This window comes from Pseudopedobacter saltans DSM 12145, from assembly GCF_000190735.1.
GTDB classification, from domain to species: Bacteria; Bacteroidota; Bacteroidia; order Sphingobacteriales; family Sphingobacteriaceae; genus Pseudopedobacter; species Pseudopedobacter saltans.
This window is the reverse complement of sequence record NC_015177.1, coordinates 262,112-277,657: the sequence shown is the minus strand read 5'-3', so window position 1 is coordinate 277,657 and position 15,546 is coordinate 262,112. Positions and strand designations below refer to the sequence as shown.

Sequence of the window (15,546 nt, the reverse complement as noted above, 5' to 3'; positions counted from 1 at the left end):
AGTATTAATAAATTGTATAAGCAAATTAAATCCAGCCCTTTTCAAGGACCTCCTTAGCATGGTACGTCAAAATAACATCCGCACCAGCTCGTTTCATCCCCATTAACACTTCCGTTATTGTTCGGCTTTCTTCTAACCATCCTTTTTGTACAGCAGCTTTAATCATCGCATATTCACCACTAACATTATACGCCGCAATTGGCAAATCAAAATTATCCTTTAAAAGTTTAATAACGTCCAGATAAGCCAAAGCAGGTTTTACCATTAGAAAATCTGCCCCTTCTTCAACATCAAAAGCTCCTTCTATTAAAGCTTCCCGTTGATTAGCCGGATTCATTTGATAAGTCTTTTTATCGCCAAATTTAGGAGCCGACTCTAACGCATCTCTAAAAGGGCCATAAAACGCACTTGCATATTTAGCGGTATAAGACATAATCGAAGTATTTGTAAAACCCTGCGAATCCAGAGCTTCACGTATATATCCAACACGGCCATCCATCATATCAGAAGGAGCAATGATATCCGCCCCAGCTTCCGCATGTGCCAATGACATCTCCGCCAGAATATCCAATGTCTCATCATTTAAAATTTCTCCGTTCTCTACCAAGCCATCATGCCCATCAGAGCTGTAAGGATCCATAGCAACGTCGGTGATAACGCAAGATTCAGGAAAATACTTTTTTACCTCACGGATTGCCTTCAAATAAATTCCGTCCTTATTTAAGCTTTCCGTGGCAAATTTGTCTTTTTTAGACTCTTCAATATTTGGAAAAAGATCAAAAGTTTTCAAACCCAGATTCATGCAGGACTCCACTTCTTTTAAAAGCAAGTCTATAGAATATCTATAAATCCCCGGCATCGAAGAAACCTCTGTCTTTTTATTTTGTCCGTCAATAATAAACAACGGAAAAATTAAATCGGAAGCTCTTAAATGATTCTCCTGCACCATATCCCTAATCACCTGAGATTTTCTATTTCTTCTTGGTCTGCTTAACATATTTTGTTTATTTTTATTTTACTTAATATCTATACCAAACACTGCCTCCGCTAAACCAATTTCGTCTGGAGAAGCAGGTAAAATATAAGATGTAATATTAATTTCTTCCAATTTCTTACCTGTAGATGCGCCTATAGAAACAATTTTTTGTTCAGGATCCAAAAGATTATTTTCAAAATATGCTTCAACATTGGACGGGCTAGTAAAAACAAGCACATCAGCATAACTCTTATCTACGTCATCCAATAAAATTGTTTCGTAAACAACCAGTTCCTTAATTTTAGTATCCGGAGAAAGTCCTTTTACAATGCTTCTTAAAGAATCTTTTGCCAAAGGAAACAAAACATTGGTTCCATTCGCCACAGTAGCAAACTCTTCGGCAATCTCAGCAGTATCGCTACTTTCCCCTATAAAATCCGGAACTCTTCCTACCACTAAACGTAAAGCATCTTCAGACCCTCTGCCTACAACGCCAAACTTGATGTTTTTAGGTAAAACCGGATCCAGATTAAAAAAGTATTCTATGGCATTTTTACTGTTAAAAAATATCCAATCAAAATGCTTAAAAATGTAAGAATCTATTTTATGTATCGTTGGAACTGTTTTAATCAAAGACCTCGCATCTATTTCTATTTCGTGTTTAGCCATAGCCCTTGCGAAATAACTGTATTCAGATAGTTCTCTTGATATAAATACCTTTTTTGGCAAATTTCTATTCGGATAATCAAATTTGCTGACAATAATTTCCGCAAGTCCTTCCGTAGTTTCAGACTCCAGATATAACCTGTCTACAAATTCCTCTGCTTCGTTTGCCTTAGACGTCCATACTTTGTATATATCGTCTTCCTTTTTGCAGTAAGAACCAAGTGGCATGTGACAACCTCCGTTAAAAAGATTCAAAACCTTTCTCTCCACAGAAATGCAATTGGCAACCTCTTGGTTATGAATTACTTCTTTCAAAACAGCATCCAGTTCACTATCGCCTTCCCTTATTTGCACAGCCAATACGCCCTGAGCAGGGGCAGGAATCATTTCAGCAACAGGTTCTATAGTTTCGATATAAAATTCAGACAAATCTAAATTCAGTCTGGAAACACCTGCTTTTGCTAAAACAATAGCATCATAATTTTCGTCTCTAAGCTTTTGGATACGTGTATTTACGTTTCCTCTTAAATCCTCAAATTCCAGATCAGGTCTCACAGAAGATATTTGCGATTGTCTGCGATTGGAAGAAGTTCCAACCAAACCGTTATGCTTAACCGAAAGCTTTTTAGAAGTATCCACACAGTCCTTTAAAATCAGTAAAACCTCCGATGGATCTTCTCTTTCGGAAACTGCTGATATAAATAAACCTGGGGGATTTTCAGTAGGTAAATCTTTATGTGAATGTACGGCTAGATCAATGTCGCCTGCAAGTAAATGTTCCTCTAACTCTTTAGTAAAGAAACCTTTTCCCTCTAATTTATCAAGACGTAAATTAAGGATATTATCCCCCTGAGTCTTAATGATTTTTATTTCTGTCTGATAACCTGCCTCATTTAGTTTAGAAGCAACGTGATTGGCTTGCCATAAAGCGAGATCACTACCTCTTGTACCAATTTTAAATATTCTGTCCAATGATGTATAGTATTTCCCGTAAATTTACTTAATAGGATGCGATAAAAAAAGCTATTCGACTTAAGAGTGCTTTACTAAGATATCCTTAGCGATCACCATAGGCACACTAATATATTTCTTTTCCATGTATGCCATTACCTTCTCTAAAACCTCTCGGGAATTATCATCTAAACTATTAATCTCATTAACGAAAACATCGTTTAGAGCTCGCGAACGAATTTCTTTAATCTTTTCAGGAACCTCTCTCATCGCAATCTCCACTCTTCTTTGTTTTAAAATCGGCCAGAATTCTTTGATATTCTGTTCTATAATAGCTTCACCGTTTATCAGTTCCTGATAGCGTTCCTTAAGATTTTGATCTGCTATATCCTGTAATGTCTTAACCTCAATATAATCCAGGTGATTGTTTTCCATTACTTCAGGCGATACATCATTTGGAACAGCCAGATCAACTACAACCTTTTTACCTGCTTCCCCAGCCAATAAAGATGTATAAAGCTCATTGGTTACAATAGGATCCACAGAACCCGTACAGGTGATAATGATATCAAACCCCTCCTTATATGTTTTTAGAGCTTCCAGATCGTAAGCACTCCCTCCCAACACTTCTGCTAGCGCCTGGGCTTTACTAAGCGTCCTGTTAAATACAGAAAAGTTGTGATATTTATGTTTTTTCAGATATTTAGAGATATTCTGATTTGTTTCTCCCGCACCTATAATCAAAATCCGACTATTAGGATTAATATTTAAGGATCTTAATTTTCTATAGGCTATAGAAACTACAGAGATAGGATTTTTTGAAATATTGGTGTAGGTATAGATCTCTTTTGCGGTCTTTACTACCCTACTCATTATCAATCGAAGAAAATCCCCGGTAAATCCTCTCTCTCTACATGTCTCGTAAGCTTTCCTTACCTGAGCCAGTATTTCCTTCTCACCAACAACAAGGCTTTCCAAAGAACTTGAAACTCGCATCAAATGATTCAGGGCTTCTTCCCCTTCGTAGATATTACTGTCTTCAATTAAAGAGTTCAAAATCTTATCGTCTAAAACATTCTCTTTATGGAATGCTTTCACAAAAGATAATGCAAAGTCTTTATCTAGAGTATGATCAGATGTGAAAACAAATTCAACCCTATTACAAGTTCCCAGATAAAATATCTCAGGAATTCCAAACTTATGTCGAACAGAGGTAAGTACACTATCAATAGCATCACTACATAAAACTAAACACCCCAATTTTTCCAATTCAATGTGTTTATGAGTAAATGCTATAACTTTTAAGGTCTTCAATTAGATAATTTTTAAACTGTACAAAAGTAGCCTTGTATTGCCAATCATGTGTCAATCATTTGTCAATTTGGCTTTAACATATCAACATCTGAGCGTCACGCTTTCACAAAGATAAGGCTTGTAGCATTCAAAATAAATGATTAACCTCACTAAATCCCCTTATATATAATCAGTCTAATTATCCCTTTTTGAAAATTGGTCTGCACAATTTGAAAAAATCTAGAAAAAGAAGCATAAAAACTCAATATAAACGTTTTCAAAAAACATATAACTACACTTTCGATCCCCAAACTTGATACTATAAATCCGATAAATAAATCAAAAGAAATATATTTACTAAATGCGCTCAATTTTTTGTGATTAAAATCACTCCTTAATAAAGAGAGTTTATCCAATAACGTCCTCCGCTTTTTTCGCTATATGCCCCCTGAACTACCGAGTTATGCTGATCTCCCGGAACCGAAAAGCAACCTATCGCAAAGGAAATAATTAGAATAGATCATCTAGGGCTCGAGCGTATATGATGGAGTAAAGGCTAGCTGGAGGCCCCTTGCCTTTAGGGCTATCTTATACGGAACAGGAAAGCTACCCGTAGTACGCCTGGCCTTGGACTTACCAATATTCTTCCTCATTCTCCGTTATGCACCGCCCAGGACAGGAAGCAACATGGGATCTGACATACATCATTCAACCAGCTGGGATCCCCCTGAAATAATGTGAACATAAAGGCTACGACGGGTTGGGTTTATGTGATTGGGCCCCGGCGGGATATGCGCCCTGGCCTCGCCCAAAAACAATAAAAGGGACCTTCGCAATAGCTGAAGATCCCTTCTTTAAGGTAAGGCACCGACCTACTCTCCCACATGTTACTGCAGTACCATCGGCTCTGGCGGGCTTAACTGCTCTGTTCGGAATGGGAAGAGGTGGACACCGCCGATATAGGCACCCGAATATCTTTGTTCGGTATGACATATCATTGAAAGAAGCAGGACAGAGAAAACAACAGTTAGGCAAGCCCAATGGAAAGCTTTCGGACAATTAGTACTACTCGACTTTGGCATCGCTGCCTTTACATCTGTAGCCTATCAACCCCGTAGTCTTCGGGGGTCCTCTATGGAAATCTTATCTTGCGGCTAGTTTCGCACTTAGATGCTTTCAGCGCTTATCTATTCCCGACGTAGCTACTCTGCAGTGCACCTGGCGGTACAACAGATTCACTAGAGGTCAGTCCAACCCGGTCCTCTCGTACTAAGGTCAGCCCCGCGCAAATTTCCCGCGCCCACAACAGATAGGGACCGAACTGTCTCGCGACGTTCTGAACCCAGCTCGCGTGCCACTTTAATGGGCGAACAGCCCAACCCTTGGGACCTTCTCCAGCCCCAGGATGTGACGAGCCGACATCGAGGTGCCAAACCTCCCCGTCGATATGAGCTCTTGGGGGAGATCAGCCTGTTATCCCCAGAGTACCTTTTATCCTTTGAGCGATGGCCCTTCCATGCAGAACCACCGGATCACTATGTCCGTCTTTCGACCCTGCTCGGCTTGTAGGCCTCACAGTCAAGCAAGCTTATGCCATTGCACTCCACGTACGGTTACCAAGCGTACTGAGCTTACCTTTGAAAGCCTCCGTTACCCTTTTGGAGGCGACCACCCCAGTCAAACTACCCGTCAAACAATGTCTCCCGATTTTTCGGGATTAGACACCGGATACATAAAGGGCGGTATTTCAACGTTGATTCCACGACGCCTGGCGACGCCGCTTCAATATCTCCCGCCTATCCTACACATCATGCACCCAATGTCAATGTTAAACTATAGTGAAGGTTCATGGGGTCTTTCCGTCCCGTTGCGGGTACCCGGCGTCTTCACCGGGACCACAATTTCACCGAGCTCATGGCTGAGACAGCGCCCAGATCGTTACACCATTCGTGCAGGTCGGAACTTACCCGACAAGGAATTTCGCTACCTTAGGACCGTTATAGTTACGGCCGCCGTTTACTGGGGCTTCGATTCAATGCTTCTCTTACGATGACATCCCCTCTTAACCTTCCAGCACCGGGCAGGTGTCAGGCCTTATACTTCATCTTGCGATTTTGCAAAGCCATGTGTTTTTGTTAAACAGTCGCCTGGGCCTTTTCACTGCGGCTGGATCGCTCCAGCGCCCCTTCTCCCGAAGTTACAGGGCCATTTTGCCGAGTTCCTTAGCCATGATTCACTCGAGCACCTTAGAATTCTCTTCCCGGATACCTGTGTCGGTTTGCGGTACGGGTTCTGTTAGCCTGAAGCTTAGGGGGTTTTCTTGGAAGTCTGATTACCTGCGCTATCCAGTTGGCCGAAGCCGCCCGGTACTATCAAGTTTCAGCAAGACCTGCGGATTTGCCTACAGATCCTATACCTACGCTCTTTAACGAACTATTCCGTCAGTTCGCGGCAGTGTCACTACTCCGTCGCCCCATCGCAGCTAACAAAAGTACTGGAATATTAACCAGTTGTCCATCGGAATCCCCGTTCGGGTTATCCTTAGGCCCCGACTAACCCTGATCCGATTAGCGTTGATCAGGAAACCTTATCCTTTCGGTGGGCGGGTTTCTCTCCCGCCTTATCGTTACTTATGCCTACATTTGCTTTTCCATGCGCTCCAGCACCCATTACCAGATACCTTCGCCGCACATAGAATGCTCCCCTACCGATATATTTCAATCCCATAGCTTCGGTGGTACACTTGATGCCCGTTTATTATCCATGCCCGATCGCTCGACTAGTGAGCTGTTACGCACTCTTTAAATGAATGGCTGCTTCCAAGCCAACATCCTAGCTGTCTATGCAATCAGACCTCGTTAGTTCAACTTAGCGTACACTTGGGGACCTTAGCTGATGGTCTGGGTTCTTTCCCTCTCGGCGCGTGACCTTAGCACCCCGCGCCTCACTGCAGTGTATATTTATCTAGCATTCGGAGTTCGTCTGGATTTGGTAGGATTTGACTCCCCCGCACCCAATCGGTAGCTCTACCTCTAGTAAACTAACCACCACGCTGTTCCTAAAAACATTTCGGGGAGTACGAGCTATTTCCCAGTTTGATTAGCCTTTCACCCCTACCCTCAGGTCATCCGGAAACTTTTCAACGTTTATCGGTTCGGTCCTCCAGTACGTGTTACCGCACCTTCAACCTGCCCAAGGGTAGATCACAAGGTTTCGCGTCTGCCTCCCCTGACTGTACGCCCTATTCAGACTCGCTTTCGCTTCGGCTCCGTACCTGAAGTACTTAACCTTGCCAGGGAAGAGCAACTCGTAGGCTCATTATGCAAAAGGCACGCCGTCATCCCGATAAGTCGGGACTCCGACCGCTTGTAGGCACACGGTTTCAGGTTCTATTTCACTCCGTTATTCACGGTTCTTTTCACCTTTCCCTCACGGTACTGGTTCACTATCGGTCTCTCAGGAGTATTTAGCCTTACCAGATGGTGCTGGCAGATTCCCACAGGGCGTCTCCGACCCCGCGGTACTCAGGATACTGATAGGGTATATTCCTTTACGCATACGTGGCTGTCACACGCTATGGCCGGGCTTCCCATCCCGTTCTGCTTCATCGATATACCCACTTTTCAGTCCTACAACCCCGGACCTGCCGTAACAGGTCCGGTTTGGGCTCTTTCCCTTTCGCTCGCCACTACTCAGGAAATCATTATTATTTTCTCTTCCTCTGCTTACTTAGATGTTTCAGTTCAGCAGGTTTGCGCTTGTGCGACATACCTTCAGTATGTCAGGTTTCCCCATTCGGAAATCTACGGATCAAGTCGTATGTGCCGATACCCGTAGCTTATCGCAGCTTATCACGTCCTTCTTCGCCTCTGAGAGCCTAGGCATCCTCCGTGTGCCCTTATTTACTTTCTTCATTGCTGATGGCATACGCCATCTGCTGTCTTCTCTTTTTCTACTTCTTCCAATATGTCAAAGAACTTTCTGAAGTTCATAGCTAAATGTTATTAGTATCGCTACTCTTTTCATTTCACTATTTACTTCCTCGTGGAGAATAACGGATTCGAACCGTTGACCCCCTGCGTGCAAGGCAGGTGCTCTAGCCAGCTGAGCTAATTCCCCTCTTAAGGATGTCCCCTGTAGTCCCGAGCAGATTTGAACTGCTGACCCCTACATTATCAGTGTAGTGCTCTAACCAACTGAGCTACGGGACTATATTCCCCTTAGCCTGCCGTTATCTTCACTAACCGGCTACATCTCTTTAAAGGTTCATCTCTTTTTTTTGATTAAGATATATTCATATAGCACCGTCCGTCTCGGACAGCTCCAGAAAGGAGGTATTCCAGCCGCACCTTCCGGTACGGCTACCTTGTTACGACTTAGCCCCAGTTATCGGTTTTACCCTAGGCCGCTCCTTGCGGTTACGGACTTTAGGCACCCCCAATTTCCATGGCTTGACGGGCGGTGTGTACAAGGCCCGGGAACGTATTCACCGCGTCATTGCTGATACGCGATTACTAGCGAATCCAACTTCACGGAGCCGAGTTGCAGGCTCCGATCCGAACTGTGATCGGCTTTTTGAGATTGGCATCCTGTTGCCAGGTAGCAGCCCTCTGTACCGACCATTGTAGCACGTGTGTAGCCCCGGACGTAAGGGCCATGATGACTTGACGTCGTCCCATCCTTCCTCACTGCTTGCGCAGGCAGTCTGTTTAGAGTCCCCACCTTAAATGCTGGCAACTAAACATAGGGGTTGCGCTCGTTGCGGGACTTAACCCAACACCTCACGGCACGAGCTGACGACAGCCATGCAGCACCTAGTTTCCTGTCCCGAAGGACTGATCTATCTCTAAATCATTCAGTAACTTTCAAGCCCGGGTAAGGTTCCTCGCGTATCATCGAATTAAACCACATGCTCCTCCGCTTGTGCGGGCCCCCGTCAATTCCTTTGAGTTTCACCCTTGCGGACGTACTCCCCAGGTGGATGACTTAACGCTTTCGCTTGGACGCTAACGGTATATCGCTAACATCGAGTCATCATCGTTTAGGGCGTGGACTACCAGGGTATCTAATCCTGTTCGATACCCACGCTTTCGAGCCTCAGCGTCAATTATAGCTTAGCAAGCTGCCTTCGCAATCGGTGTTCTGTGACATATCTATGCATTTCACCGCTACTTGTCACATTCCGCCTACCTCAACTATATTCAAGCCAAACAGTATCAAGGGCACTGCGACAGTTGAGCTGCCGTCTTTCACCCCTGACTTATCCAGCCGCCTACGCTCCCTTTAAACCCAATAAATCCGGATAACGCTCGGATCCTCCGTATTACCGCGGCTGCTGGCACGGAGTTAGCCGATCCTTATTCTTTAGGTACATTCAGCTTCCTACTCGTAAGAAGGTTTATTCCCTAACAAAAGCAGTTTACAACCCATAGGGCAGTCTTCCTGCACGCGGCATGGCTGGTTCAGAGTTCCCTCCATTGACCAATATTCCTTACTGCTGCCTCCCGTAGGAGTCTGGTCCGTGTCTCAGTACCAGTGTGGGGGGCAATCCTCTCAGATCCCCTAGCCATCGTCGCCTTGGTGGGCCGTTACCCCGCCAACTAGCTAATGGCACGCATGCCCATCTATCACCTCCTCAGATTTGATCATAATATGATGCCATATCATGATGTCATGCGGTGTTAATCCGACTTTCGCCGAGCTATCCCCCTGTGATAGGTAGGTTGCATACGCGTTACGCACCCGTTCGCCACTCTCATCAGCCTAAAGCAAGCTTTAAACTGAATCCCGTTCGACTTGCATGTATTAGGCCTGCCGCTAGCGTTCATCCTGAGCCAGGATCAAACTCTCCATTGTAAAATGTTATGTTCGATACTGACATGATGTCAATATTTCTTTTTTCTTGTCTTCCGTCTGTCCCGACGTTTGTTGACTGTGCTATATGATATGATCTTAAAGAACTTCCCGCCTTCCAGTCACTGGTCGGCTTTTATATCTTCCACCCATTCAGGTGGGAAATCTTTTTCGCTTTGTTTTCCGTAGCCCTCGTGGCTCCGTCCCGTTCGGGAGTGCAAAGGTAGGAATCTTTTTCTCTCCTGCAAGAACTTTTTTTTATTTTTTTTTAGCAACCCTTTTTCCTCTCTTTATCCCTCTCCTGCTAACCCTTTAAGCTGCTGCCGTTCCTGCCTATTCCCTCAGTTTCCTATGCCCCTTCCTCCTATGCCCCTTCCTCGCGATTGGGAGTGCAAATGTACGAACTTTATATTAACCCGCAAATCTTTTTAAAACCTTTTTATACCAGTAAACGCAATACGCTGTAGAACAGGCGGATATTTTTAATCTTATCTCATTCTATTTTTTTAAAAGGCATAAGAGCTCCCTATTCCAAGCGTCAGGCTTCCCCTATCCTCGCTTACAATTCCGCGGTCGTATTCCTGAAAATCCAGGTTTAGCCCCATCAATAGCTCATAATTTGCAATATGCGATGTCCTAAATATTGTTGAAAACCTATATAATTTATGATAATCATAATTTAAAACAGCCGGCTTAACAGGCATTAAGTAGAAAAAAGCATTGGAAATAGTGAGATCAGGAAAATCTTTTATGGTTGAATAATCAGCATAAAGCCGGCTTGTTTCCAATTTTATAGATGGCCCCATATAAATAGAAGGCTTTGCTTTTCTATCTTTAGGATGCCTGGCAAACAAAACCTCAACATGTGGACCCGCAGAAAACAGCTCATTCAATTTATGCTGATACCCTAATTTGAAACTAAACAAAGTAGCGTAATCAATTTTTGTTGCTATAGAAAGGAGATTAACATTTAGCCCTACATATAAATAAGAATTTTGATATACTCTCTGTTGAGCCAATACAGGTTTAAAGCTGTACAATACGATAAAAAATACTACAAACACAATCCTCATCCACTCCTTTTTACTATATAGAATCGGAAAAGGTTACCCTGTTTTTTATTTTTGACCCCTAGATTCTTTAAATATAGATACTGGTTATATAAAATAAGAATGAAAAGAATGCATACTGGAGTACAGTGGATTACTAAAAAAACTTATCGTTGAAATTCACAAAGAATAATTCCTTAGTTGCCCGGGTTGTTGCTGTATAAAGCCATCTTAGTAATTCTTTATTTAGCATTTCTTCATTTAAATAACCTTGATCAACAAAAACAGCCTCCCACTGTCCACCCTGAGATTTGTGACAGGTTACTGCATAGGAAAATTTTATTTGCAGGGCGTTATAGTATGGATCTTTCTTTAATTCCTCTATCTGCTTTCTTCTTGGTAAATCGGCATAATCCGTTAGTATTTCAGAATAAAGTCTTTTTTGATCATCATAAGGTAAACTTGGTGAATCAGTATAAAGCGTATCTAACAGCACTTTACATTCCAGCGTATAGTTTTCCGTATCCTGAAATTCAATCTGCGCATCTGCAAAACGAAATCCGTACATTTCCCGAATATTCTTTACCTTGGTTATTTTGGCTATTTCACCGTTAGCTATAAACCCGCCTTTCTCTTCCGGCATCCAATAATAATTATTTTTCACAACCATTATCAAATCGCCCCCCGTAATTTCATCCTCGCGCCACAGAATCTGATTTCGTATATGCTGATTATACACATTTGCATTTTTATTAGACCGGCAAACAACCAAAGCGTTTTCCAATCCATATTTATCATAAGCATAATTCAGCCCTTCTATAATTTTATCTCCATTCATCCGGTATACATCCTTGTACTTACTGGTATTTAGCTTAGGAAATTTATAAGTAGGTTGATCTCTTATCTGATCACGAATTTTAGTTGCATTATATAATATACCTGATTCTTTCTCCTGACGAACTACTTCTGTTAGCTCCTGGCTATAAATATCAAATCCAAAACCTTTAAGAAAATCCATTGACAGTGCGGGACTATTCTCTGCATGAACAGGTGGAAGCTGCGCGGTATCGCCTATAAATATTATCCGATTGTTTTGTTCATTATATACGTAAAGTATCAAATCGTCCAACAAGCTATTCCCACTGAAATCATTTCGCTCATCGCTTATCATGGAAGATTCATCTACGAGAAATAACGTATTCTTGCTTAAGTTAGGCGCCAAGGAGAAACCCGCATCCACATTTACCGAACTCTTTTTTCGATAAATTCTACGATGGATAGTAGAAGCCTGTTCTCCCGAATAAGATGACAGCACCTTAGCGGCCCGACCGGTTGGTGCCAGCAAGACTACATTTATCTTATATTTTTTTAAAACCTTAACTAAGGTGCTGATTACAGTCGTTTTTCCGGTACCGGCATATCCTTTCAATACGAAGCAAGTATCCTGGTTACGATCTTGAATAAATTGCTCGAGTTTGAGAAACAATCCCATTTGCCCCTGATTGGGATAATGTGGAAAAGCACTGGTTAAAGCCTGTGAAATTGCCATAGCTTCAAAGTTGGGAAAAATTAGTAAATGACAGTGAATTCTTGTTTAAAATCATTTAATAATTTATGTTTTTTGGGATAGCCTATAAATTTAAACACACTCTAAACTAAAAATTTTACTTTTGTTAAGGAATGGAAAGAAATATACAGATTAAATCGGCAGATTTTGATGAATCAAAACCGCTTCAATTGTTGTTAGAAATCAATCAGGATTCTTACAACTATGCTTTAATTGATGAGAATAGCTCTTTGAAAACTATCGGCAGCAGTACATCTAATTTAGAAAGTGCTGATTTTTTGAATCTCAATTTATCAAATATTAAAATCAGTTATTTTTCTAAATCTTTCTCTATCGTTCCCTCCAATTTTGAACAGGAGATCTCTTCTTTTAAAAATCTAATGGAGATTAATTCTGAAAGGGAAACTTTTAATACATGTGCTTTAAATAGTGAAGCTCTTGTAGTTTATACTATAAATATAGCGAGACAACAAGCTCTTTATGATTTATTTCAGAATTTTGCACTTTTCCCTCAGATTAATCCATTATGGCAAGGTTCCAGGGACAATGGTGTATATGTAAATATAAGAGGTTCTTATGCTGAAGTTCTTATTACTAAAAATTCTGCGCTGAATTTTTATAACATATTCGAATTTAAAAGCGATAACGAACTACAATATTTTCTGATACTTATTCTTCAGCAAAAGGCAATTGACGGAAAAAAAGAAAGAGTTTATATCAGTGGAGATATTTCCGAAGATTTTTTGACTTTCCAAAGGTTAAAAACGCTTATCCCACTTTTAAGCATAAGAAAACCTGAAACCAATATAAAGATTGATCAAGAGTTTAATAACGCAGATATTCAACGTTATTTTTCACTTTTAAATCTCATATCATGCGGATAATAGGCGGAACACTAAAGGGAAGGCGGTTTAATCCTCCCAAAAATTTACCCGTAAGGCCAACCACAGATATGGCTAAAGAAGCTTTATTTAACATCATACAGAATAAAGTAGATATTGAAGGCCTGAACGTATTGGATTTATTTAGTGGCACGGGAAATATATCCTTAGAATTTGCTTCGAGAAATGCTGCTAAAATTACATCTGTTGATTTAAACTATGGATGTGTAAATTATTTAAAAAACACGGCAAAGGAATGTAATCTGAACCAGATTAAGGTAACAAAAGGAAATGTTTTCAAGTTCTTATCTACAGAAACTGCACAATATGATTTTATTTTTGCAGATCCACCTTATGATATTTCGAAAATTCCTGATATCGCGAGGTTGGTATTTGAGCGAAATCTGCTGACTGAAAATGGAATTTTGGTAGTGGAGCATCAAAGTTTGCAGAATTTGGAAGGTCATCCAAACTTCGTCGAAAAAAGAAAATATGGCTATTCTACATTTAGCTTTTTCGAAAACAAAAATTCATCAAACAATATTTAACATTAAAATAAACCAAGAGGAATGAAAATAGCATTATTTCCAGGTTCTTTTGATCCAATCACCAAAGCTCACGTCGATATTTTAGAAAGATCCATGTCTTTGTTTGACAAGATTTATATTGGTATTGGAATTAACGGGAACAAAAAGCCTCATCTGGAGCCTGAAACCAGGCTTGAAATGATCAAAGCTGTTTTTGGTAAAGACCCCAAAATAGAGGTGCTTACTTACGAAGGCCTAACGATAGAGTTTTGTAAGCAGCTTAAAGCAAAATACATGATTCGAGGTATCAGAACTGTTTCTGATTTTGAATATGAAAAAGCTATTTCTCAGATGAACCATGCGCTGGAACCGGAAATCGAGTCTATTTTTATCCTTAGCAAACCGGGCTATTCTTCTATTAGTTCAACTATTGTCAGAGATATTTTAAGACATGGCGGAAAAGTAGAGAAATTTGTCCCCCCGGCCGCCATGCCATTTTTAAAAGTTAATTCGTAGCACCCGATTTTTTCAATACTTCCAGGATAGATGGATAGGTATTCTCGAACACCATAGACCATTCGCTTTTACCTAACCATCTCGCCTCTGTAATATCCTCTTCAGTTTGCGGAGTTAATTCCGTTTCCTCATCGACACTCATGCTATACCAATAAGTAATCTTCAAAATCACCTGATCTTTCATCTTATACATATGATAAGTATCGGTAATTTTTTGATTTAACTTGTTCACCACAACCCCACACTCCTCTTCCACTTCCCTTACTGCTGTTTCCTCTATTACCTCATCTTCTTCAAGTTTTCCCTTTGGGAGATCCCATTTCCCCAATCGTTTTATAAAAAGAAAAGTTTCTTTAGCGCTTTCCACCAAACCGCCTGCAGCTTCAATAATTTTGACTGTTTTCGTCAATTCATTAAAAGTTTCCTCAGGATTATCAGACAGGATATAAAAGTGATCTTCTTTTCTTTCTAAAATTTCATCATAAAATTTACTCAAATCAAAATGCTGACCATCAATGATTTGAGCTTTTTCGACCTGATTATTAACAACAGAAGTTATAATTAGGGCTTTTTCGTTGATATAAATATTGTAGTTTTGCATCATGTACAACAAAAGTGAGACTGAACAGAAAATTGCTGAATTTTTGTTGCAAATAAAAGCAATTAAATTACAACCTAATAATCCTTTTACTTGGGCATCGGGTTGGAAATCTCCAATTTATTGTGATAACAGGATAACATTATCCTATCCATCTATTAGAACTTACATCAGACAAAAGCTTTCAGAAGCTATTCAAGAAGAGTTTGGATCTGTGGGCGCAATTGCCGGAGTTGCCACAGCGGGCATCCCTCAGGGAGCTTTGGTTGCACAGGAATTGGGCTTACCTTTTATCTATGTAAGATCTAAACCAAAAGATCACGGAACGCAAAGCTTAATCGAAGGAGAAATTAACGAAGGACAAAGAGTTGTGGTTATTGAAGATTTAATTTCTACCGGAAAAAGCAGTATCCAGGCGGTTAACGCGCTTAAAGAAGCCGGTTACGATGTTGTAGGCTTAGTAGCTATTTTCTCTTATAATCTTGATATCGCCACCGAGAACTTTAAAGAAGCAAAATGTAGATTCACTACACTTTCGAACTATAATGCTTTGCTAACTTATGCCGTAGAACACAATCTGTTCCCTAAATCTGATTTGGATTTGTTAGAACAATGGAGAAAAGATCCATCGGGATGGGGCGAAAATTTTGAACCTAAACAAGCTTAGTC

10 protein-coding genes, 2 tRNA genes and 3 rRNA genes are annotated in these 15,546 nt (G+C 41.0%); 4 read left to right on the top strand and 11 right to left on the bottom strand.

Annotated features, from left to right (window positions below):
* Positions 1–25 precede the first annotated feature (25 nt).
* From hemB to PEDSA_RS01105, 10 genes are all read right to left on the bottom strand, one after another.
* Complete coding sequence (gene hemB / locus PEDSA_RS01150) at positions 26–997, bottom strand: porphobilinogen synthase (RefSeq protein WP_013631312.1); 972 nt, start codon at positions 995–997, stop codon at positions 26–28.
* Between the two features lie 18 nt (positions 998–1,015).
* Positions 1,016–2,614, bottom strand: a complete 1,599-nt coding sequence (hemC, locus tag PEDSA_RS01145) for a hydroxymethylbilane synthase (RefSeq protein WP_013631311.1) — start codon at positions 2,612–2,614, stop codon at positions 1,016–1,018.
* Positions 2,615–2,674: 60 nt separating this feature from the next.
* Positions 2,675–3,907 carry a glutamyl-tRNA reductase gene (gene hemA, locus PEDSA_RS01140; RefSeq protein WP_013631310.1) on the bottom strand — a complete coding sequence of 411 codons (1,233 nt, stop codon included), beginning with the start codon at positions 3,905–3,907 and terminating at the stop codon, positions 2,675–2,677.
* An 838-nt stretch (positions 3,908–4,745) separates the two neighbouring features.
* A 5S ribosomal RNA gene (rrf, locus tag PEDSA_RS01135) occupies positions 4,746–4,857 on the bottom strand.
* Between the two features lie 68 nt (positions 4,858–4,925).
* Positions 4,926–7,798: ribosomal RNA gene (locus PEDSA_RS01130) — 23S ribosomal RNA — on the bottom strand.
* Between the two features lie 133 nt (positions 7,799–7,931).
* A tRNA-Ala gene (locus tag PEDSA_RS01125) sits at positions 7,932–8,005 on the bottom strand.
* Positions 8,006–8,023: 18 nt separating this feature from the next.
* A tRNA-Ile gene (locus PEDSA_RS01120) sits at positions 8,024–8,097 on the bottom strand.
* Between the two features lie 116 nt (positions 8,098–8,213).
* Positions 8,214–9,742, bottom strand: a 16S ribosomal RNA gene (locus PEDSA_RS01115).
* Together the 16S, 23S and 5S rRNA genes with 2 tRNA genes alongside form the textbook arrangement of a ribosomal RNA operon.
* 503 nt (positions 9,743–10,245) lie before the next feature.
* Positions 10,246–10,812: a hypothetical protein gene (locus PEDSA_RS01110; RefSeq protein WP_013631309.1), complete on the bottom strand. Its 567-nt coding sequence runs from the start codon at positions 10,810–10,812 to the stop codon at positions 10,246–10,248.
* 133 nt (positions 10,813–10,945) lie between these two features.
* Positions 10,946–12,337, bottom strand: coding sequence for an ATP-dependent DNA helicase (locus tag PEDSA_RS01105; RefSeq protein WP_013631308.1), 1,392 nt, complete (start codon positions 12,335–12,337; stop codon positions 10,946–10,948).
* A gap of 131 nt (positions 12,338–12,468) precedes the next feature.
* Here PEDSA_RS01105 and PEDSA_RS01100 point away from each other — a divergent pair, with 131 nt between their 5' ends.
* From PEDSA_RS01100 to coaD, 3 genes are read left to right on the top strand one after another with little or no spacing between them, the layout of a single operon-like run.
* Positions 12,469–13,239 (top strand): DUF3822 family protein, encoded by a 771-nt coding sequence (locus PEDSA_RS01100; RefSeq protein ID WP_013631307.1) that lies wholly within the window; start codon positions 12,469–12,471, stop codon positions 13,237–13,239.
* Positions 13,230–13,784: a 16S rRNA (guanine(966)-N(2))-methyltransferase RsmD gene (gene rsmD / locus PEDSA_RS01095; protein ID WP_013631306.1), complete on the top strand. Its 555-nt coding sequence runs from the start codon at positions 13,230–13,232 to the stop codon at positions 13,782–13,784. The genes PEDSA_RS01100 and rsmD overlap by 10 nt, the downstream gene beginning before the upstream one ends.
* Positions 13,785–13,805: 21 nt before the next feature.
* Positions 13,806–14,279 carry a pantetheine-phosphate adenylyltransferase gene (gene coaD, locus PEDSA_RS01090; protein ID WP_013631305.1) on the top strand — a complete coding sequence of 158 codons (474 nt, stop codon included), beginning with the start codon at positions 13,806–13,808 and terminating at the stop codon, positions 14,277–14,279.
* On the opposite strand, the gene PEDSA_RS01085 is transcribed toward coaD, so the two are convergent.
* On the bottom strand, positions 14,269–14,883 hold the full coding sequence (locus tag PEDSA_RS01085; RefSeq protein WP_041536927.1) for an NUDIX hydrolase: 615 nt from the start codon (positions 14,881–14,883) through the stop codon (positions 14,269–14,271). The two genes, coaD and PEDSA_RS01085, sit on opposite strands and share 11 nt — an antisense overlap.
* On the opposite strand from PEDSA_RS01085, the gene pyrE reads away from it, so the two are divergent.
* The gene (gene pyrE, locus PEDSA_RS01080) at positions 14,882–15,544 is read left to right on the top strand and encodes an orotate phosphoribosyltransferase (RefSeq protein ID WP_013631303.1); all 663 of its coding nucleotides are present in this window, start codon (positions 14,882–14,884) and stop codon (positions 15,542–15,544) included. The genes PEDSA_RS01085 and pyrE overlap by 2 nt on opposite strands.
* Positions 15,545–15,546 lie beyond the last annotated feature (2 nt).

Excerpts from the sequence above, each read along its gene's own strand:
- hemB (WP_013631312.1), bottom strand. The coding sequence starts at position 997 with ATGTTAAGCAGACCAAGAAGAAATAGAAAATCTCAGGTGATTAGGGAT.
- PEDSA_RS01105 (WP_013631308.1), bottom strand. The coding sequence starts at position 12,337 with ATGGCAATTTCACAGGCTTTAACCAGTGCTTTTCCACATTATCCCAAT.
- pyrE (WP_013631303.1), top strand. The coding sequence starts at position 14,882 with ATGTACAACAAAAGTGAGACTGAACAGAAAATTGCTGAATTTTTGTTG.
- PEDSA_RS01110 (WP_013631309.1), bottom strand. The coding sequence starts at position 10,812 with ATGAGGATTGTGTTTGTAGTATTTTTTATCGTATTGTACAGCTTTAAA.
- coaD (WP_013631305.1), top strand. The coding sequence starts at position 13,806 with ATGAAAATAGCATTATTTCCAGGTTCTTTTGATCCAATCACCAAAGCT.
- rsmD (WP_013631306.1), top strand. The coding sequence starts at position 13,230 with ATGCGGATAATAGGCGGAACACTAAAGGGAAGGCGGTTTAATCCTCCC.
- PEDSA_RS01085 (WP_041536927.1), bottom strand. The coding sequence starts at position 14,883 with ATGATGCAAAACTACAATATTTATATCAACGAAAAAGCCCTAATTATA.
- PEDSA_RS01100 (WP_013631307.1), top strand. The coding sequence starts at position 12,469 with ATGGAAAGAAATATACAGATTAAATCGGCAGATTTTGATGAATCAAAA.